Annotated in this window: 15 protein-coding genes; 8 read left to right on the top strand and 7 right to left on the bottom strand. The window is 70.0% G+C overall.

Features of this window, described 5'->3' with window-relative positions:
* The 7 genes from DNL40_RS05440 to DNL40_RS05410 form a co-directional block, all read right to left on the bottom strand.
* Entirely contained in the window at positions 1 to 882 is an 882-nt protein-coding gene (locus DNL40_RS05440; RefSeq protein WP_111250197.1) for an ABC transporter permease, read from the bottom strand.
* Positions 879 to 2834 (bottom strand): glycosyltransferase, encoded by a 1956-nt coding sequence (locus DNL40_RS05435; RefSeq protein WP_245885683.1) that lies wholly within the window; start codon positions 2832 to 2834, stop codon positions 879 to 881. The genes DNL40_RS05440 and DNL40_RS05435 overlap by 4 nt, the downstream gene beginning before the upstream one ends.
* Positions 2831 to 4018 (bottom strand): UDP-galactopyranose mutase, encoded by a 1188-nt coding sequence (glf, locus tag DNL40_RS05430; RefSeq protein ID WP_111250286.1) that lies wholly within the window; start codon positions 4016 to 4018, stop codon positions 2831 to 2833. The genes DNL40_RS05435 and glf overlap by 4 nt, the downstream gene beginning before the upstream one ends.
* 40 nt (positions 4019 to 4058) lie before the next feature.
* Complete coding sequence (locus DNL40_RS05425; RefSeq protein WP_111250196.1) at positions 4059 to 5264, bottom strand: polysaccharide pyruvyl transferase family protein; 1206 nt, start codon at positions 5262 to 5264, stop codon at positions 4059 to 4061.
* Positions 5265 to 5363: 99 nt separating this feature from the next.
* Entirely contained in the window at positions 5364 to 7325 is a 1962-nt protein-coding gene (locus tag DNL40_RS16365) for a DUF6541 family protein (protein ID WP_179950949.1), read from the bottom strand.
* 12 nt (positions 7326 to 7337) lie between these two features.
* On the bottom strand, positions 7338 to 8198 hold the full coding sequence (locus tag DNL40_RS05415) for an ABC transporter ATP-binding protein (protein WP_111250195.1): 861 nt from the start codon (positions 8196 to 8198) through the stop codon (positions 7338 to 7340).
* The gene (locus DNL40_RS05410) at positions 8191 to 9114 is read right to left on the bottom strand and encodes an ABC transporter permease (protein ID WP_245885682.1); all 924 of its coding nucleotides are present in this window, start codon (positions 9112 to 9114) and stop codon (positions 8191 to 8193) included. Before DNL40_RS05410 ends, DNL40_RS05415 begins: the two co-directional genes overlap by 8 nt.
* 64 nt (positions 9115 to 9178) lie before the next feature.
* Between DNL40_RS05410 and DNL40_RS05405 the strand changes: the two genes are divergently transcribed.
* The 8 genes from DNL40_RS05405 to DNL40_RS05370 all read left to right on the top strand — a co-directional run bounded on the left by DNL40_RS05405 (position 9179) and on the right by DNL40_RS05370 (position 20599).
* Positions 9179 to 9973, top strand: a complete 795-nt coding sequence (locus tag DNL40_RS05405; RefSeq protein ID WP_245885681.1) for a glycosyltransferase family 2 protein — start codon at positions 9179 to 9181, stop codon at positions 9971 to 9973.
* A gap of 73 nt (positions 9974 to 10046) precedes the next feature.
* A complete protein-coding gene (locus tag DNL40_RS05400; RefSeq protein WP_425450758.1) occupies positions 10047 to 10724 on the top strand; it encodes a glycosyltransferase family 2 protein in 678 nt (225 codons plus the stop codon).
* Positions 10725 to 10739: 15 nt separating this feature from the next.
* Positions 10740 to 11108: a DUF2304 domain-containing protein gene (locus DNL40_RS05395; RefSeq protein ID WP_111250192.1), complete on the top strand. Its 369-nt coding sequence runs from the start codon at positions 10740 to 10742 to the stop codon at positions 11106 to 11108.
* 145 nt (positions 11109 to 11253) lie between these two features.
* The gene (locus DNL40_RS05390) at positions 11254 to 12462 is read left to right on the top strand and encodes a CDP-glycerol glycerophosphotransferase family protein (RefSeq protein ID WP_111250191.1); all 1209 of its coding nucleotides are present in this window, start codon (positions 11254 to 11256) and stop codon (positions 12460 to 12462) included.
* Positions 12459 to 13673 carry a DUF6716 putative glycosyltransferase gene (locus DNL40_RS05385; protein ID WP_111250190.1) on the top strand — a complete coding sequence of 405 codons (1215 nt, stop codon included), beginning with the start codon at positions 12459 to 12461 and terminating at the stop codon, positions 13671 to 13673. Before DNL40_RS05390 ends, DNL40_RS05385 begins: the two co-directional genes overlap by 4 nt.
* A 73-nt stretch (positions 13674 to 13746) precedes the next feature.
* A complete protein-coding gene (locus DNL40_RS05380) occupies positions 13747 to 17145 on the top strand; it encodes a glycosyltransferase (protein ID WP_245885680.1) in 3399 nt (1132 codons plus the stop codon).
* A gap of 60 nt (positions 17146 to 17205) precedes the next feature.
* Positions 17206 to 19191: a glycosyltransferase family 61 protein gene (locus tag DNL40_RS05375; RefSeq protein WP_111250188.1), complete on the top strand. Its 1986-nt coding sequence runs from the start codon at positions 17206 to 17208 to the stop codon at positions 19189 to 19191.
* Positions 19192 to 19288: 97 nt separating this feature from the next.
* Positions 19289 to 20599 carry a glycosyltransferase family protein gene (locus tag DNL40_RS05370; protein ID WP_146252023.1) on the top strand — a complete coding sequence of 437 codons (1311 nt, stop codon included), beginning with the start codon at positions 19289 to 19291 and terminating at the stop codon, positions 20597 to 20599.
* Positions 20600 to 20615: the final 16 nt, after the last annotated feature.

The raw sequence follows: 20615 nt of genomic DNA, 5'->3' as shown, positions 1-20615 counted from the left end.
TCACAGCTCCTGCGCGAAGCGCCCCTCGAGGCGCCGGAAGACGATCTGGCCGACGGTGACGACCACCAGCGACACGACGAGAGCGATGCCCGCCCACGTCCACAGGTCCGGCGGCAGCGGAGCACCGCCGGCCGGCAGCGACTGGGGCCGCCCCGTGCCGCCGTACCAGAAGGCGTAGTGGAACAGCTCCACCGCGGCCGTGAGCGGGTTGGCCTGGTAGATCCGCCACAGCCACTCGGGCAGCGCGGCGTGCACCAGGTTCCACGTGTAGAGGACCGGGGAACCCCACGTCGCGACCATGACGATGAGGTCCACGAAGTTCTCGGCGTCCCGGTAGAACACGTTCACCGCGCCGAACAGCAGGCCCAGCCCCAGCGCGAGGAGCGCCACGATCACGAAGCCCACCACGCCGGCGGCGAGCTCCGCGGGCGTCGGCCGCCAGCCGGCAACGACCGCAGCGACCAGCAGCACGAGGAACTGCGGGAAGAAGTGGACGGCGGACACCCACAACGACGCGACCGGGAACAGCTCGCGCGGCAGGTAGATCTTGTTGACCAGCGGGGCGTTCCACAGGATCGAGCGGGTCGCGTTGCCGAACCCCTCGCCGAAGAAGTTCATCACGATGATGCCCGAGAACAGGTATACCGCGTAGTCGGGCACCGCCTCCCGCTGCCCCAGGAACACACCGAGCGCGAGGAAGTACACGCCGAACTGGATGGCCGGCTTCACGTACGTCCACGCCATGCCCAGCACGGAGCCGCGATAGCGGACGCGCAGCTCCTTGCGGACGATCAGCCGCAGGAGGTAACGCCGGTCGAGCACGTCGAGCAGGCCCCTCCCCTGACCCGGCGTGGTCAGGGGGAGGCCGGCCGCGGCGCTCACCTGTCGTCGGCCTCGGTGCGGGCGAACGTGGCCTTCCAGGCCTCCTGCCCCACCAGGTCGTCGATCGCTGCCTTGTAGCGCCGCGAGAGCTCGGGCCACTCTTCGAGCACCCGCTTGTGGAGCTCGAGCGAGCGGGTGAGCTGACGGCGGAACTCAGCGGGCTGACGCCGGTACCAGCTCGCACCGGAGCCGTCGGCCAGCGACACCACCGCCGAGTCGAAGCGCGCGAGCAGGAACCAGCGGGCATCCTGGGCGGCGATCTCGACCTCAGGGTGCTCCCGGCTCAGGTCGCTGGGCGGGCGCACCGCCTTGACCATGCCGAGCGCGGCGCCGAGGTAGTTGCCGAGGCGTCCGCCGGGCAGCGCGTACCCGTCGCCCCGCTTGGACACCTTCTTGCGCTTGACGGGCGGGAACGCCCCCGGCGTCCGCTCGACCCGCGCGTCGTCGTACCGCGCACGGGTCTCCCGGATCCGCGCGAGACGGGTGTCGATCTGCGCGTGGAGGTGCTCCGGCCCGGAAAGCAGGTCCTCCAGCGCCTGCAGGCGCAGCTCCGCCACCGAGTACTGAGAGGCGAGCAGGTGCTTGAGCTGGTGGTACATGCTCTCGCGCACCAGGCGCCCACCGTGCTCGAACGGGGAGTGCAGCAGGGCCGCCACGAACCGGTTGCGCTCGTGGTAGTACGCCTGCCAGTCGAGGGAGTCGTCCTTGTCCGTCCAGGGCACGTGCCAGGCGGCGACACCCGGCAGCGACACCGTCGGGACACCGTGCTCGCGCGCCCGGAGGCCGTACTCGGCATCGTCCCACTTGATGAAGACGGGCAGCGACAGACCCACCTCGCGGATGACGTCGGTGGGGATGAGCTCCATCCACCACCCGTTGTAGTCCACGTCGATGCGACGGTGCAGCGCCGCCGTCCCGCGCAGCGACCCCTGGTCCAGGTGGTGGCCCTCGTACTTGTCGAGGACGGGGCCCCACCAGAAGCGCCACGGGTTGATGCGCTCACCGAACGAGTGCAGGTAGGAGCGGTCGAACATGGAGAACATGTGACCGCCCACGATCGTGGGACGGCGCGCGAGGTCGGCGAACGTCACGGCCCGCAGGATGCCCTCGGGCTCGGTGCGCACGTCGTCGTCCGAGATGAGGTGGTAGGTGCTGACACCCTCGTCGAGCGTCTCGCTCATCCCGCGGGAGAACCCGCCCGAGCCGCCGAGGTTGGCCTGGCGGATCATCCGGAGCCGGCCCCCGAGGCCGGCCTCCGAGGCGGCGAAGCCGTCGGCGTCCTCGGGGTGCTGGGTCCCCTGGTCGACGACGGTCACGCGGTCGAGGATCTCCAGCAGCGCCGGGTCGCTCGCCAGCTGCTTGAGCAGGACGACGACGTCGTCGGCACGGTTGAGCGTCGTGACACCCACCGTGACGGTGCCCTGCGGGCGGTCGGACTCCGCCTCCCAGTGAGCCTCGTCGAGCGTCGCGCCCTCGGCACCGGCCACGACGTCGAACCAGTACCAGCCGCCGTCGGCGAACGACGACAGCGGGAGGGTGAACGTGAACGTCTGGCCCGCGGCACCCTCGAACGCCTCGCCCTGGACGCGGTAGATGTTGCCCCGCGCGTTCGAGCGGTAGACGAGCACCTGACCGGTGCCGGAGACCTTCGTGGCGAGCGTGACCTGCTCGACGACCGTCCACTTGCGCCAGTACGCGGCAGGGAAGGCGTTGAAGTACGTGCCGAACGACGCGCGGGAGCGCGGCTCGACGCCGAACGAGCGGCGCGAGAGCACCTGTGCGACGTCCTGGTGCTCGGCGGGGGCCGAGACCGGCGTCGTCACGTCCTCGGCGACGACGGGCGGCTGCCCCAGCTCGCCCTCGACGTACAGCGGCAGGATGTCCTGGTCCGGGTCGACCGGCAGGACCACCCGCTGCAGGACCCGGCTGCCCGTGCTCACCGTCGTGCTCACGCGTCCACTCCCCCGCTCACCAGCGCCTCGCCCTTGCCGAAGTACGGCGCGAGCTTGTTGTCGACCATCGACAGGGCCGAACCGATGGCCATGTGCATGTCGAGGTACTTGTACGTGCCCAGACGGCCGCCGAACAGCACGTCCTTCTCGTTGGCGGCGAGGTCGCGGTACCGCAGGAGCCGGGCGCGGTCCTCGGCCGTGTTGATCGGGTAGTACGGCTCGTCGCCGTGCTCGGCGAAGCGCGAGTACTCGCGCATGATGACCGTCTTGTCCGTCGGGTAGTCACGCTCGGGGTGGAAGTGACGGAACTCGTGGATGCGGGTGTACGGGACGTCCGCGTCGGCGTAGTTCATCACCGAGGTGCCCTGGAAGTCACCGACCGGGAGCACCTCCTCCTCCAGGTCGATGGTGCGCCACGACAGGTCGCCCTCGGCGTAGTCGAAGTAGCGGTCCACCGGGCCCGTGTAGACCACCGGCACGTTGCCCACCACGTTGTTCTTGCTCACGGGCTGCGACTCGTCGAAGAAGTCGACGCCGAGCCGCACCTCGATGTTCTTGTGGTCGGCCATCCGCTCGATCCAGGCGGTGTAGCCGTCGACCGGCAGGCCCTCGTACTTGTCGTTGAAGTACCGGTTGTCGTACGTGTAGCGCACGGGCAGGCGGGAGATGATCGACGCCGGCAGCTCCGTCGGGTCCGTCTGCCACTGCTTCGCGGTGTAGTTGCGGATGAACGCCTCGTACAGCGGGCGGCCGATGAGGTTCACGCCCTGCTCGTCGAGGTTCTCCGGCTTCTTGCCGCCCAGCTCGGCCGCCTGCTCCTTGATGAGCTCGCGCGCCGCGTCAGGGCCGTACGCCGCGCGGAAGAACTGGTTGATGGTGCCCAGGTTGATCGGCATCGGGAACACCTCGCCCTTGTGCGTGGTGTACACCCGGTGCACGTAGCTCGTGAACTGCGTGAAGCGGTTCACGTACTCCCACACCCGCTCGTTGGAGGTGTGGAACAGGTGAGCGCCGTAACGGTGGACCTCGATCCCCGTCGTCGGCTCGGCCTCGCTGTAGGCGTTGCCGCCGATGTGCGACCGCCGGTCGATGACGAGAACCTTCCGGCCGTGCTCCTCGGCGATCCGCTCGGCGACGGTCAGGCCGAAGAAGCCCGAACCCACGACCACAAGATCCGCGTCCACGTACACAACTCCTCGAGACTGGGGGACAGCGCCGACCAGCCTAGCGTGCGTGAGGGGCGTAGATTCGCCGCGCGGTCGCCAGCAGACGCACTCCGTGATCCTGGGCACGAGCGGGGAGCGAGCCCGCGTCGCCCGCGACCAGACCACGGTCCCCGACCCGCGCCTGCGTCCAACCGGAACCGAGCGCGGCCACGGCGCCGTGCTTCACCGCGTAGTAGTCCTCGCTCACGCTCAGCGCCACGCCCGACGCTCCCGCGGCAGCCGCCACCAGGTGCGGGTGGTACCGGGAGGAGATCCAGCGCTGACCGGGCCGTGCGGGCAGGCCGTCACGGAGGATCTCCCACAGGGAGTAGAACCGCGCGCCCGGCAGCTCGTCCGACAGGGCGTCGTAGATGGCGCGGTCCACGCGCGGGATGCACTCGACGAACCCCACCTGCGCCCCCGAGGTCACGCCCCACCCCGCGAGGGTCGAGCGCACGGTCTCGACGACGTCGTCGAACGGCACCGCGAGCATGTCCGTCTGGACGCAGACCATCACGTCCGGCGCGGTCGCGGCGTCCCGCGCGAGCAGGCCGGCCGCACCACCCAGGAGCGCGTCGTCCGGGGCGACCACCGCGTCAGGGTTGGCACGCACGACCTCCAGCGACGCCTGGTCGCGCACCGTCAGGACACCTATCCGGCGGGCCGCGTTCTTCCAGACCTCCCGCGCGGCGTCGTCGGCGGGAAGCAGGCCCAGACCGGTCACTGCCACCGAGGCGCGGGTGCGCTCGGCGACCCACGCCGCGCCGGCGACCAGTCCCAGGTGGCGAGGCCACACCGAGTTGACGTAACCACCGCCCACCACGTGCAGGACGTCGCCCGCGCCGAGACCGCGCAGCACCTCGATGCCAGGGATCCAGCGAGGCGCCGACCCCGGGTCGTCGAGAGCGCCACGGACGAACTCGGCGACCTCCCGCGAGTCGTCGCTGGGCGCCTCCCACGACAGGCGGTAGAGCGTGTCCGTCGTCCGCAGCCCCGGGTGCTCGTCACGCATGAGCGCCGCCGTGGGCCCCGGAGCGGGGCTGTCGACCCAGACCGTGGCGTCCGGCTCCGTCTTGGCGAGCAGCCGCAGCCAGCGGCGGAGGATGATCTCGTCGCCGTAGTTGGGATGTCCGCTGGTCGCGACGATGTAGACCGTGCGCCCGCCACCTTGACGCCGGACCGCTCCAGGCAGCTCGTCCTTGATCGCGCCGAACAGTCTCTTCATCGTCGAAGCCCTTCTCGTTCCTTGCCGCCAGACGTCGGCGCGAGTGTAGCGGCGGCCCGGTTGCCCGGAGTCACCCGCAGGCGGTGCTCGGACACCGTCTCAGCCGCACGCCGTGATGCGGTAGACCGCGGCGGTGTCGCCGGAGTCGACCAGCTCGAAGCCGTCCGAGGGGACGTCAGGGGTGAGCCCCTCGTAGAGCGCGTGGTCCCTGTGGGTCGGGAAGTAGACGTCGGTGTCGGCGTAGTAGTAGCCGACCCCCAGCTCGCGCACGGCGTCACAGACCCGCGGGTCCTCCCCGATGCTGCCGAAGTGCTGGCCGAGGAACCGCGCAGCAGGGGACCATGCCCCCCGCATGTGGGGGAACACGACGTCGACGTCGGCGACGGCGTAGGCGAGCGCCGCTCCGCTGAACGGGCTGCCGAGCAGGACCTGGCCGGGCCCCAGCTCCTCCCCGAGCCGTTCCAGCATCTCCATCTCCCCCGGAGAGACCAAGGAGTCGGGAAGCTCGGGGGCTGCCGCGTCGACGTAGTACGCACGCAGGACCCCTGACCGGTCAGCCTGCTGGAGCCCGCCCGTGACGACGACGGCACCCAGCAGCGCCAACGCGGTCACCGCACCGAGCACCGCGCCGCGCGGCCGTCGGCCAGCTCCCCCGACGAGCCGACCGAGGCCGACGGCGCACCCGCACACCGCGAGCGCGACGAGCAGCGCGCTCACGAGCGGCACGGCACCGCTGAGCCGTGCCGGGTCGGCGAAGAAGGGATGCACCCACCAGGACCAGGCGGACTCCTGCTGCGCCACCCCGACGAGCGCGAGGAGGCCCGCGAGCGCGAGCGGCACCCACCGCGCCCCGCGCACGGCGAAGGAGACCAGGACACCCACCACGACGAGCGCCACCACCCCGGTCTCCGGCGGCGTCGGCGCATACCGGTCACCGAGCGCGCTGAGAGCACCCGTGGTGAACCCGGCCGAGCCGTGCCACGCCGTGGTGCGGATCGCCGAGGCGAACGTCCGCCACACCACGAGCCACCCTCCGGACCAGACGACCATGCCGCCCAGGGCAGCGGCACGCTGCAGCGGCGTACCGCGGACCAGCGTGCGCCCGAAGGCCGTGAGCACCGGGAAGGTCGCGATCGACGCGTAGACCAGCAGGGCGCTGGGCTGGCTCAGCGCGATCGCCCCCGTCCCCGCCACGGCCGTGAGCGCTGCGGCAGCCCGGCCACGCCCGGGCGCCAGCGCACGCATCGTGACGGCGACCGTTCCCGGGACGAGCGCGTAGGCCAGGGCGTTGGGCCACACGGTGCCCCACGTGACGAGGCCGGTCGGGAACGCCGTGAAGCCCACGCTCACGACCGCCGCGACGGGAGGGAACCAGGACCAGCGCGGCAGGGTGGCACGGGCCAGCGCAGCCACGCCGAGCGGCCACACGAGCCCTGCCACGACGATCACCACGGCGTTCGTGGACACCACCACGGAGGAGGTGGTCGAGAGCGCCACGAGCGTGTGCCAGGCCGCGGGATAGAACCCGCTGCCGGTGACCGGGCTGGTCATGCCGCCGAGCGCGAGGGACGAGGCGTCCCCGTGGTCGAGGACCCACCGAGCCGCGTTGAGGTGGAACACCGCGTCCCAGGTCTGGGGCATACGGTCCGGACGCCCCATCCCCTGCATGAACGGCACGGCGGTCCACACCGCCGCCCCGGCGAGCGCGGCTGCCATGACGACAGGCCGCAGGACGTCCCGGCGGGGGTCGCGCCGGGCTGCGGCGGCCCGTGCGTGCCGGCCCGCCGCTCGTGCCGAGGACCGCCGGGCGGCTGCGACGCGGACGCCGGCGGAGGCGGCCGCCGTCAGGACGGTCACCGCCACGGCGACGCCCCTCCCCCAGGGCACGCCCGCGGCTCCGAGCAGCACCGGCCAGGCGGCGAGCAGGGCGACCGAGAGGAGCGGCGCCGCGAACAGGACCCACTCCCGGCGCAGACCGACGGCCAGCGCCAGCAGCGCTCCCGGCCCGACGGCCCAGAGCGCCGCCAGCACCAGCTCGTCCGCGGCCGACCCCCAGCTCATGTGAGTCCTAGGTCACCGGAGCTTGGCGCCCGAGGAGGCGTCCTTCCGGCCCTGGACGAACTCGTGGTACGCGTCGCAGACCTCGTCGACGTCACCGTCCGCGACCAGCACGCCCTTGTCGATCCACAGGACGCGGGTGCACATCGCGCGCACGGAACCGAGCGAGTGCGAGACGAAGAAGACGGTGCCGGCCTGGTCCCGGATCTGCTCGATGCGCGCCGTGCTCTTCTTGCGGAAGGACGCGTCACCGGTGGCCAGCGCCTCGTCGATCATGAGGATCTTGGGCGTGGTGATGGTCGAGATCGCGAACCGGAGACGTGACGCCATCCCGGAGGAGTAGGCGTTCATCGGCAGGTAGAGGAAGTCGCCCAGCTCGGCGAAGCTCGCGACGTCCTGCGTCCGCTCCCGGACCTCCTTCGCGTTCAGACCGAGCGCGAGACCACCCACCATGATGTTGCGCTCGCCCGACAGCCGGGGCAGGAGCGCGGCGTTCACGCCGAGCAGCGCCGGCTCGGCCGAGACGAAGACGCGCCCCTTGGTGGGCGGGAGGAGCCCGGCGACGGCTCGCAGGAGCGTCGACTTGCCCGAGCCGTTCGTACCGACGATGCCGATCGTCTCGCCGTGGTGCGCCACGAACGACACTCCGCGGACGGCCGGCACCTCGGTGATCGGCCCGCTGTCCGGCCGCCCGAGGTTGATGGCACGGTTGAGCAGGGAGGTCTTGGTCTGGGTGGTCCCGCCACGACGCCCACCGAAGACGCGGTAGGTGATGTGCAGGTCGTCGACGATGACGGACGGCGATCCCAGGGTCCGTTCACCCGCCCTCTGGGGCAGGTCCTCGGCGTCGATCTCGAAGTCGATGTCCTCAGTCACGGCCGTAGGTCTCCTCAGCACCCCAGAAGAACAGGAACCCGACGGCGAACACACCCACCGCCCAGGCGGTCGCCTCGAGCCACAGGTTGGGCGTCATGGGGATCAGCGGCTCGTTGCCGATCACCGAGCGGAACAGCTCGAGGAACACGGCGACCGGCTGGTGCAGCAGCAGCGGCCGGAACCAGCTGTCGGTGCCGACCATGCCCGCGATCGAGAACATCACGCCGGACCCGTAGCGCCCGAGCGAGAGCAGGAACGGCAGCACGTTGGCGATGTCGGGCGTACGCGCGCCCAGGCGGGCGAAGACCAGGCCGAGCCCCGAGGAGAAGATCGCCAGCAGCAGCGCCGCGAACGGGAGCAGCAGCCAGGACCAGTCGGGCACGACGGGCGCCATACCGGGGAGGAACCCCGTGAGCATCGCCACGGCCAGCATCGCCACCATGACGGGACCGAAGAGCATCGTCTCGGTCAGCGCCGTCGAGAGCGGCACGACGGCCCGCGGGAACTGGTGCGACCGAATGAGCTGCAGGTTCGCCGGCACCGACCCGATCCCGCCCATGACCGAGCTCTGGAAGAGCGCGTAGGTGAAGGTGCCGATGACGATGAACGCCGCCCGGTTGTCGATCCCCGGCGCGCTGGTGTGGAAGATGAAGCCGAAGATGATGACGAACGTCGCGGCGTCGAGCACGGGCTTGAGGACCGTCCACGCCTGCCCCAGGTAGGAGCCCTGGTTGCGCGCGTAGGCGCGGGAGGCCGACAGGTTCCAGATGAAGGACCGTCGCCCCCAGACCGACTTCACGTAGCGGCCCAGCGGCGGGCGCACCCCCATCTCGTGCAGGCCGTGCGCCGCCGCCAGCTCGGCGGCTTCGTGAGACGTCAGGCGCTGGGTGACAGCACGCCCGTGCTGCTGGTTCAACTTGCCCTCCTTCGCCGGCTGCCCGCAGTCGTGCGGTCTGCGCGCGGCGGTACGATGATCCATCGTGCCAGGTCGGACGGAACCTACACCCCGGGTGTCGGTGGTGATGCCCGCGTACAACAGCGCCGGGACCCTGCTCGATTCGGCACAGAGCGTACTAGACCAGACGTTCGCCGATCTCGAGCTCGTCGTGGTGGACGACTCCTCTACGGACACGACACCAAACCTCCTCGCGCGCCTCGCGGGCCGGGATCCACGAGTGCGGGTGATCAGGCTCGAGGGCCGCAACGGACCGGCCCGGGCTCGCAACGCGGCCCTCGACGTGGCCCGGGGCCGCTACGTCGCCTTCTGCGACGCCGACGACCTGTGGCTGCCGGAGAAGCTCGCGCGCCAGCTGGCTCTGGCTGAGGAGTCCGGCGCCCCCCTCGTCTACAGCGGCTACCACCGGATCGACGCGGGATTCACCGGTGGCGCCGCGGCGTTCCGCCCCGCTGGCCGGGTGGTTCGGGTGCCGACGACGCTCACCCGAGCGGAGCTGTTGCGCAGGAACGCCGTCGGCTGCCTGACCGCGATGTACGACCGCGACAGGACGGGCGAGGTCCGGATGCCCGACATCCCGGGTGCGGAGGACTGGGCGCTGTGGCTCCGCATCCTCCGCGGCGGGGGCACGGCCGTGGGCATCGACGAACCGCTCGCGCTCTACCGCACCGCCCAGCCGGGGTCGCACTCGGCGCAGCGCTGGCGCGCCGTGCAGGCGGTGTGGCGGGTGCTTCGCGAGGAGGAGGGCCTGTCGGTGCCCGCCGCGGCGGTGCACCTGGTCACCGACGCGATAGCCGCGCTGCGCAAGGGCACCATCTGACGGCCACGCCCCCCGGACGGGCCCCACGCGCTCCCCTGTCTGGGCGTGCCCTCGTTCTGAGAGGATGCACGCCATGCCAACCACCGCGCACGAGGACACGTGGGTCGTCATCCCCACCTTCAACGAGGCGACCGTCGTCGCCGACGTCGTCGCGACCGTGCGCACGCACTTCCCCCACGTCGTCGTGGTCGACGACGGCTCGCGCGACGGGAGCGCGGAGGCTGCGGCGTCGGCCGGCGCCGAGGTGGTGGTCCACCCCATCAACCTCGGCCAGGGCGCCGCGCTCCAGACCGGTCTCGCCTACGCCCTGGGACGGGGCGCCGCCTACGTGGTGACGTTCGACGCCGATGGCCAGCACCGCATCGAGGACGCCGTCAGCATGGTGGACCGCGCCAAGGGCGAGGGCCTCGCCATCGTCTTCGGCTCGCGGTTCCTCGACGGACGCACCCGTCCCGGCTGGCTGAAGTCGGTCGTGCTGCGGACCGCCGTCTGGGTGACCAACAAGAGCACGGGCATGAGCCTCACCGACGCCCACAACGGCCTCCGCGTCATCCGTTCGGACGCAGCCCGCCAGATCCACCTCGAGCAAGACCGCATGGCGCACGCCTCCGAGATCGTGCTGCAGCTGCACCGCACCCGGCTGCCATGGGCGGAGCACCCCGTCCACATCCACTACACCGAGTACTCCCGGGGCAAGGGCCAGTCCCTGTGGAACTCGGTGAACATCCTCGTCGACCTGCTCATCCACTGACGCCCGGAGCCACCGATGCTGATTCAGATCCTCCTCGTGATCGCGGTCGTCGCGCTCCTGGTGATGCTCGCTCGCTCGACGGCCGACGCACGCCACCAGGCGATCACCCGTCTGGCGATCGGCCTCTTCTTCGTCGCCGCGCTGGGGACGATCCTGTGGCCCCACGCCCTGACACGGGTGGCCCAGCTCGTCGGGGTGGGTCGCGGCACCGACCTCCTGCTGTACGGGCTCGTCATCCTCTTCATCGCCCAGGTGGCCCGCTCGCACCGCCGCTCCAACGAGCTCCAGCGCAAGATCACCGTGCTGGCACGCCAGCTGGCGCTGTCGGAGGCTCGCCACAACGGCGGTCAGGTGGCGGCAGACCGCCAGCCCCGCGACCGCTGACCTGAGCCCAAATGGGATTAGAGTCCCTTCCGTGCAACTGAGCCGCCGTCGACGTCGCGAGGGCTCCGGAGGCGCTAACCGGACATTCCTCTCATTCGACGCGCAGCGCGCGAAACAGTGGATCGTCCGCATCGACCAGGCGACGGTGGGCCGGACGCCCCGCACCACCTGGGCGACACGGCTGGCGCGCGCCCTAGCCCCCGAGCTGCACGCCTGCTGGCTGCTGATGGACAGGGACACCGAGGCGCACGACAACGCGGAGCACCTCTACCGGTACCTGCGGGCGGAGCACCCCGAGATCAACGCCTGGTTCGTGCTGGACCGCCGTTCCCCCGACTGGACGCGGCTCGCCGCCGAGGGGTTCCGCCTCGTCGCCCACGGCTCCTCCCGGCACGCGCTCGCGCTCGCGCAGTGCCACGAGCTCGTCTCGTCCCAGATCGACCACTACGTGGTCAGCCCCCCGATCATGCTGTGGCTGCGCCGGCGGCCCTGGTGGTTCACCTGGCTGCAGCACGGCGTGATCCAGAGCGACCTGTCCGGATGGCTCAACACCAAGCGTCCTCGCACCGTCGTCACCACCACCCCCGCCGAGCACGCCTCGCTGACGCGACCGCCCTACACCTGGACGAGCCGGGAGGTGGTGCTCACGGGGCAGCCGCGCCACGACGCCCTCGTCCGGAAGGCGGCGCAGACCCCCGACACGGAACGCACGCTCCTCGTCGTCATGCCGACCTGGCGCAAGTGGCTCCTGCAGGGAGCCGGGACCGGCAACGAGCGCAGCGCCCGGCCGGACTTTCTCGACTCGCCCTACGTGCGCAACTGGAGCGGGCTCCTGGACTCGCCCACGGTGCGGGACGCCGTCGAGCGGCACGGCCTCGAGATGGTGCTGCTGCCGCACCCCAACATGGGGCCTCATCTCTCCGCCCTGCGGCTGCCCTCCCACGTCCGCGTGCTGAGCTACTCCGACGTCGACGTCCAGGACGTGCTCGCCCGCGCCGCCCACGTCGTCACCGACTACTCGTCGACCGCGTTCGACGCCGCACTCGTCGACCGCCCCGTCCTCTACTTCCAGTTCGACGCCGAGGAGTTCCACTCCGGGACCCAGCACATCGGCCGCCCCGGCTACTTCGACTACGAGCGCGACGGGTTCGGGCCCGTCGCCTCGACACTCCCCGAGGCGGAGCGTCTGCTCGCCGCGCTGGTCGAGGCGGGCCGGAGCCCCTCAGAGCCTTACGCGACGCGGATCGCACAGACCTTCACCAGGAGGGACGGCCACGCGTGCGAGCGGGTGGTCGCGGAGATCCTCGCGCACCGGCCTCTGGACGCCCCGGCACCGGCAGGAGCGGCCCGATGACCCTCCGCGTCCTGGCCGTCGCCGACTCCGAGTCCTTCCTCAAGTGGGCGGCGACGACCCTCGAACGGCTCGCTCTCGACGGCACCGGCGTCCACGGAGACGTCACCCTCGTCAAGGGTCCTCTCGAGCCGTCCCCGGCCCAGGTCCGGGCTGCTCTGGCCGGCACCCGTATGACCAGCGCCCCCGTGGTCAGCCGGCAGCGCCTCGCTCGCATCGTCAAGGATGAGCAGCCTGACGCGGTGCTCGTGGCCGCGACCGGGCCCGTCGCAGAGATGATCGCGCTCACCGTCCTGCGCGCCGCCGGCGACCGCCGCGCCGTGCTCCTGTCCGGACCGCCCGGCGTCGCCATGTCGCCCGCGGCGACCACCGGCGTCAGATGGCGCTACCGGTGGTGCGACGCCTATATCGTCCACAGCCCCCGCGAGGCTGACCTGTTCACGACCGCCTTCGAGCGGTACGGCTCCGCTCCACGGATCGTGCTGACGCGCCTGCCGTTCCTCGCTGAGCCGCCGACCACCCGCCCACAGGCACCGGTCCGCCGAGTCGTCTTCGCGCCGCAGTCGATCGTCCCGCACACGCGCAGCGAGCGCGTGGCACTGCTGCGTGGGCTCGCTCGCCTCCACGACGACGGGTTCGAGGTCGTGGTGAAGGTCCGCACCAGCGCGGGCGAGCAGCAGACGCACCACGAGGCGCTCCCTTTCGAGACGCTGTGGCGCCAGGAGCACGGCAGGCTCGGCCACGCCCGCGACGCGCTGCGCTTCGAGGCGGGCTCGATGAGCGACTGGCTCTCCCCGGGCACCGCCCTCGTCACGGTGAGCTCGACGGCAGCCCTCGAGTCCCTGAGCCTCGGCCTGCCCACCGTGGTCCTCCCTGACTTCGGCGTCACCCCTGACCTGGGCAACGCCGTGTACGAGGGCAGCGGCTGCATCGTTCCGCTCCGCGAGCTGGGCACCGTCCTGCGTGCGGGCGGGCCGGTCCCGGACCCGGACTGGCTCGCGGCCAACTACCTGCACGACGCGGCGGAGAGCGTCACCGAGACGATCCGCGACCTGCTGCCCGCCGTCGGAGGCCCCGCGACGCCGCGCGGCTTCGTCCGGCCCGTGAGCCGCGCGATCGCCGTCTACTCCGCCCTCAAGTCCGACCTGCCCCTGTTGTGGTACCCCGCCAAGTGGGGCCGCGCCCTGATCGGCCGTTTCGTGAGGCTCCATTGACGGAACCTCTGCGCACCCACCACCACCCAGTAGACCGCCCCGAGGACTGACCACGACGATGATCCTGCTCTGCGTGAACGAGCTCTCCGGCACGACCGGCTACCACAAGTCGATGGTAGAGACCGCCAACTCTCTCCATCGCGCGGGCTACCCAGTCACGATCCTGAGCTTCCTCGACCCCTCGGACGGGGCGAGGCGAGCGCTGCCGCTGTGGCCGCTCGACGCAGGCGTCCCGGTGCTGCCTCTCCAGACGCTCGCTGCCGACCAGGGGCGGTTGCTCCACCGCAACTACCACCCCGCCCTCGCCGGGCACATGGGTGCGATGCCGTTCTCCTTCACCGCGAACCAGCTCGCGGTGCTGCGCCAGATCAACGCGATCCTCTCCCCCGACGACACGGTCATCCTCACGTCGCCCTTCCAGGCCTCCGCTCTGAAGCATGCGCTCCAGGGCGACGAGCGGCGGGTGCGCACCGTGCTGCAGATCCACGGCGACTACCTGCACCACGCCGGCCTCTGGGACCTCATGATGGAGGCGCGCGAGGTCATCGACCGCGTCCAGACGGTCGCCAGCGGTCTGCGGGGGCAGTTCGTCCCCACGTTCGACGAGGACGACGTCGTCTTCATCCCGAACTTCGCGGGCGAGAGGCCGGACGCCGTGGCTCGGGTCGCGCACGAGGGCGTCAACGTCGCCATGCCCGCGTCCTACCAGCACCGGAAGAACCAGCTCGACGCCGTGCGCGCCCTGTCCTTGGTCGAGGACGAGTCGGTGCACCTGACGTTCTGGGGGAGCATCAACCCGCGCAACCCGTACTACCTCGCAGTCCGGGAGCTCGTCGAACAGCTGCAGCTCGGTGAGCGCGTCCGCTTCGCGGGATTCGGCACGGAGGCCGACGTCTACTCGACCGCGGACATCGTGCTGATGACCTCTCTCTCGGAGGGCTTCGGCTACCCCCTCCTGGAAGCCGCGTACAACTCACTCCCCACCGTCACGTACGACTTCGAGTTCGGGCCCCGGGACGCCATCGAGGACGGGAAGACGGGCTTCATCGTCCCTGTCGGGGACGTGGAACAGCTGGCGGAGCGACTGACGAGGCTCGCGGCCGACGAGACGCTGCGCAAGGAGTTCGGGCGGCAGGCACATGAACGGTTTGGCGCGATGTTCGCGACACCGGCCGTCGTCGAGCAGTACCGGCAGCTCCTCGGGAGCCGGCCCGGTTCCGCAGTGGACCTTGCGGCGGCCTTCGCCGCCGACGGGCACGCACCCGTCCCGCTGGACGCCATCTCCCTCCGGACCCGGCTCGCGCTCGGGCGCAGGAGGCACGTGGTGACCGTGTCCTCACCGGTCCCGCTGCACGACATCCAGATCGATGACGGCAAGGAGGTCCGGACGCCGGCGGTGCACCGTGAGAGCGGCACCACCCGGATCGAGTTCTCGGGCTCAGGCAACGAGGTCGTCTCGTACGTCCCGGCTCCGGGCTCCACGGACCGCCACTACCTGGCCAGCACGACCGAGGACAACGAGCTCGAGGTGCTGCCGTACCTGCGACGCGACGCGAGCTACGGCGCTGGTACCCCCGCCGTCGGGGACACGATCTTCGCCACGTCCGGGGGCATCAAGAAGCTGGCGGTGCGCGAGCTCGCTCCGGCGCTCCAGTCGCTCACGAAGAAGGTCCGTGGCGACGTCGCCTGGAAGGTGCGGCAGGTGACCACACGCTCCCGGTCTGCGGTGGCCGTCGTCGATCCCAGCCTGCAGAGCCCGAAGGAGACGCGTCCGCCGGCCACGACATCGCCGGCCGAGGTGTCAGCGGAACGCCCCTCGGCCCCCGCCCCGCCCCGGCCGACGGCCTCGGCCGCGCAGGCAGCACCGGCCGCGCCGGTGGTGGCCCAGCGCCGGACGGCGACCGGCAGCACCGGTGGACGGGCCGCTCTGGGGTCGGCGCGACGGCTTGCGTCGGCCTACGCCGTCTCCGTCTCCGCGGCCGTCGGGAAGCTCGCCGCGAAGCCGGGAGCGCCCGCGCGGCGCGAGATCCCGCGCCACCCCCGCTTCCCCGTGAGCTCGGGTGTGGACAGCTTTGGCACGCCGATCAACCAGCCCGGTGGGGTCGAGGTGCGCAACGCGGGGTCCGCCCGCCGCCCGACCGTCTTCATCAGGGGAGAGTACGACTCCCTCCTGCTGCGGGACGCGGTGTCGGAACGCAAGGTCGAGCCGCCCTTTGGCTACGGCGAGCTCTTCGAGCGCGTCTGCGAGGCCGAGCAGCAGCACGGCCTCTTCGAGCTCACCACGCGCGACGGCGTCCATGTGTGGGAGCTGGGCCGGTCGGCGCTGATCATCCAGCTCGCAGAGTCGCTCGGGATGTGGGGCTCCGCTCCCGCCGTCGGCAGCAAGGTCAAGGACGAGTACGAAGGTGCCAAGCGCCTCACGACGGCGCCTGCAGCACGACGTGTGGTGTTCGACTACACGCGCCGAGGCCAGAGCGACTACCGCACGGCCGCCTACCGCGACGACGAGACGATGTTCGTCGTCCAGCCCGAGCCGGAGGGCTATCCCGAGGTCACGGACACCAACATGGTGTACCCGTTCCACGAGTTCACCAGGTGGCGCCAGGACTGGCGGCGCCGTTGGGCGCACCAGCGGGTCCCCGAGATCGACGCTCGCCCGTTCGAAGAGGCGCTCACCCAGGCGCTCGGCATCAAGGTCGACCTCGGCGACCACCTGCGCAACCGCCTGATCAAGTTCCTCGACGAGCGGGACTTCTGGACCCCGGTGTTCGAGCGCGTGCAGCCCGAGGAGGTCTTGATCGCCTCCAGCCACTGGTGGGCCGGTATCAGCGCAGCGGCACAGCGCTCGGGAGCCAGGGTGTCGGACATCCAGTACGCGCTCACGAGCCGGTACGCGCCGAGCTTCTGGTTCGGCGACCTCCCCCGGTACGGAGCCTCCCGGTTCTATGCCTGGTCGGACTTCTGGGCCGAGCGGACCAACGTGTACCAGGAGCACGTCGTCGTGCCGCGCCAGCAGCAGGAGTTCTTGTCCACCGGCGAGGAGGCGCTGCCGGACAGCACCGAGTGGGACGTGTGCGTGGTCTCCCAGCCGCGCGTCCTGCGCCGGATCCTCGCCTTCGTCACCGAGCTCGTCCGCGAGCGCCCCGGGCTGCGCGTCGTCATCGCCCCCCACCCTGCGCAGCGCCCGCAGATGCCTGCCCTGCTGGCTGCGGCGGGCCTCGCGGACAAGGTCACGATCGCACCGGACGACACCCTCACGACGATCAAGCGCTCGCAGGTCAGCGTCGGCTGCTTCTCCACCTCCCTGTGGGAGTCCGCTGCGCTCGGCCGTCCGACGTACGTCATCCCCGTCCCCGGCCACGAGGAGACCCTTCAGGACGTCGAGTCCGGCCTGTTCCGACTGGCTACCTCGCCCCACGACCTCGTCCCGTTCGAGGTCCCGATGACTCGGCATACAATCTTCGGGCACTGACGCCGCGCCGGAGCGTGTACGACGCACCGAGGCGCCGATGGACGACTGAAACTGGACTCAATGGCAACCGCCCCAGCACACGCGCATCCCCTCTCGCACCTTGAGATCGGCGACGCGACCGTGTATCCCGAGCTCACCGACCACCGGTACCCGGGTTGGGTGTTCTCAGGGGTGGCCCAGGACGGGCGGTTCGTCCCTGGCACCGTGCTCGAGCGAGGAGGGAACACCCACCCTCGAGCGATGCGATACGCATTCCCCCCCGAACCGGTGGTCGCATCCGCCGCGACGCGCCCCGTGGACGCGTCCCACGCGGGCAAGACGGCGATCTACATGGGTCGTGTCGACGCGATGTACGGGCACTTCATCCTCGAGAGCCTCTCACGCCTTTGGTACGCGCTGAGGCACCCGGACCTACCTCTCGTGTGGTCAGTACCCGAGGACGACACAGCGGCACCCCTCAAGGACTTCCAGAAGGAAATTCTGGATGCCCTGGGCGTTGAAAACGAGGTCATCCTCGTCTCCACCCCGACGCTCATCGGAAACCTCCACATCCCTGACGTGGGGTACAGGATGGATGACTATCTTCATCCTGAGCAGGTCCGCGCGCTCGCCAGGTTCGTCGGCCCGAAGCAAGAGCCAGGATTTAACGTATGGCTCTCTCGATCTATGAGCAAGAAGCGCTCGAGAGCCCTCAACGACACCGCCGTCGAGCGCAGGCTCGCGCAGAACGGGTGGACCGTCGTCAATCCTGAGTCTTTGACGCTGCGCGAGCAGCTCGAGACCCTCTCACGCGCCTCACGGGTCGCGGGGCCCGAAGGCTCCGCGTTCCACACTCTGATGATGCTGGAGATCCCGAGAGACGAACCCCCGAAGCAGATCGACGTGTTCGTCCGTCACGAGCGGTGGCACGGCGCTTTCGCCCAGCAGTTCTCGGCCATGGAGAACGTCGAGGTCCGCAGCCACGTCCTGGCGCAGGAGCTGATCCTGCGGAAAGTCGGAGCGTCCGTCGAGAAGATCAGCCACAACGCTTCTGAGACGCTCAACGCACTTGGGGTGCCGGTTACACCTGAGCCGTTCGTCGCGCCCGACGACGCCCTCCTCGAACTCATACAGAACGCTCTGCCGAAGCGCACACAGGAAGCGTCCTACATAGAGTTCGGCGTGCGTGACGGTGGCACCATCGCCCATGTCCGCGCGTGGAGGAAGACCTCCGTGTGCCGCTCCTTCGCCTTCGACCCACGTGCGATCGAGGTCGAGCCGCTCAGCCCGGACGAGCCTTCGTTCCGGTTCTACGAGATCGACTCGGACACTTTCCGGACCTACTACCCCTCCGCCGGCCAGTACGACGTCGTGAGAGTGGCCGCGCTCGGCGAGCGCCTTCCGGAGACCCTCAAGCAGGCCCAGGTCTACGCCAAGCCTGACGCGACCTGGATCATCCACACCGAGGGCGACGAGTCCCTGTCGGCGATTGAGCTTCTTCGCGAACCAGGCGGACACAACCTCTCGCGATATCTCACCAGCTCAGGGCACATATACGTGCTCTCTCGTTCGGACAACCCCCGCCAGGCACTGGATGAGCTCGATCCGCCCGCCCTCCCGCTCAACCCGTCCCGCCCGCGCCCGGCCTACGCCAGCACACGGGCATGGCGCCGAGCAGCATCGTGGGGGGCGAGAGACCCGCGCATCTCAGAGCTCGTGAGCATCCTGGAGGCGTTGCCGCCCCAGAGCACGCCGCTACCCGAGGTCAAGGCGCGGATCAACCAGCTCGCGAGCGGCACGACGCCCAAGTACTTGCTCTTCACGGCTGTCAACCATTTCTCTTTGAACGGGTCACCCGCCTCCGAGTGGCTGTCCGACACGAACCTCCAGGCGTACGACGAATGGCTGAGGGCACGCCAGGACGATGCGCTCGCCATGAATATCGCCAGCAACTGGGCCACCACGGAACACGTCGCAGGCGCCGACGGGGTGGACCCCACAGTGGGGATGCGCTACGCCCTGGTACGTGACCTCTTGAAACTCCTTCGCGCTGAGAGCCGCTCCTAAATTGATCCGGAACCCGATCGTCATCTCCTTCCTGTGGCCCAAGCACCATCGCGCCTTCGGCGCGATGGCACGGGAACTCGGGCCCTTGACCATCGCCATGCCCGACGAGTTCGTCTCCACGATCCTCGATGGGTACCCGGACATCACGGTGGTGCCCTTCAGCTCTTTTGAGAACACCACCGCCCCCCAGCGGGAGATGAGTGCTCGAGGTCGAGAGATCACAGAAGGCTCATTGTCGCGGGCAGGCGTCATCGAGGACCTTGATCCTCTGCTCAGAGAATCCGTGAAGAGCCTCATCCGCGAACGGGCAGAGCTGGACCTGCCCGCAGTCGAAGGCCTGCTCGAGACGCTCGACACGATCAACGAGCGCTACCGAGTGATCTTGTTCACCGCTTCAGAGGACTCGACCGCACTCGCGAGCGTCGCTGCGATATGGGCACAGAAGAGGAACCTGAGAAGCGTCCTCGTCTCCCACGGGACGGCGTTGATCGATCCGTTTACGGTGAACGCCCACTTCCGTACGGACGTCATGGCTGTCTTCGGTCAGCGGGGCGCGGAGGGCTACATCGACCTCGGTGTGCCGCCGGCGCGTATCGTGGCGACCGGCAACCCCGCCTGGGACCGATATGCGAACCTCGTCAAGAAGAGGGACGAGATCCGCGAGAACCTGGCTGAGAAGTACGGACTGGACCCCGGTGTTCCCCTGGTCACGTTCGCGACGACCTGGAACGGGGGGCTGACAGCCTCGGAGACCAGCGATCTCTGGGTCTCCGGGGTAAGGGCCTTCGTCAACGCGTGCGAACAGCTCGCGGGTCTCGGCGTGAAGTTCCAGGCCGTCGTCAAGGACCGCCGATGGAACAAGGATGTCGGCGGGATCTGGCTGCAGGAGATCGTCGACGCGCACCAGGGTTCGTCCGTGTCCTACACCTATGCGACCGACGACACGGAGAACTTCGTCATCGCATCGGACGTGACGGTCGGAGTCAGCTCCAACTTCACGATCGAGTCGATGATCGCCGGCACCCCTTCGATCAATCTCATGGGGCACCTCCGGGTCCCCTACCCGCCGCCCTTCGACGAGGCTTCTGGCGTGGAGTGTGTCGAACCTTCTGACCTCGCCGCGACGATCCAGAGGCTGCTGGAAGACGAGGACTTCCGTGAGGAACGCCTCGCCCAGACCGCAGCAGCGGTCTCGTACTACAACCTGGGCGGCCGGGACGGACGCTCGGCGATCCGCCTCGGGCGGTTGCTGAGCAAGACCGCGGAACCGACGTCAGTTGCTGGGTGGTGGCTCACACGGGTGACGAGCCGTGGTTTCTGGAGCCCGCGGAAGGTCTACCGGGCGGCCCTCCATCCGCTCCGGACCTGGAAGTGGATCACGAAGGAGCGCCCATTCACCCGCGCCTGACGGCGGGATCTTTCGG

This window comes from Xylanimonas oleitrophica, from assembly GCF_003244315.1.
In the GTDB taxonomy this organism is placed as follows: Bacteria; Actinomycetota; Actinomycetes; order Actinomycetales; family Cellulomonadaceae; genus Xylanimonas_A; species Xylanimonas_A oleitrophica.
The sequence above is the reverse complement of the archived record's forward strand: the minus strand, read 5'-3'. Positions and strand labels throughout refer to the sequence as shown.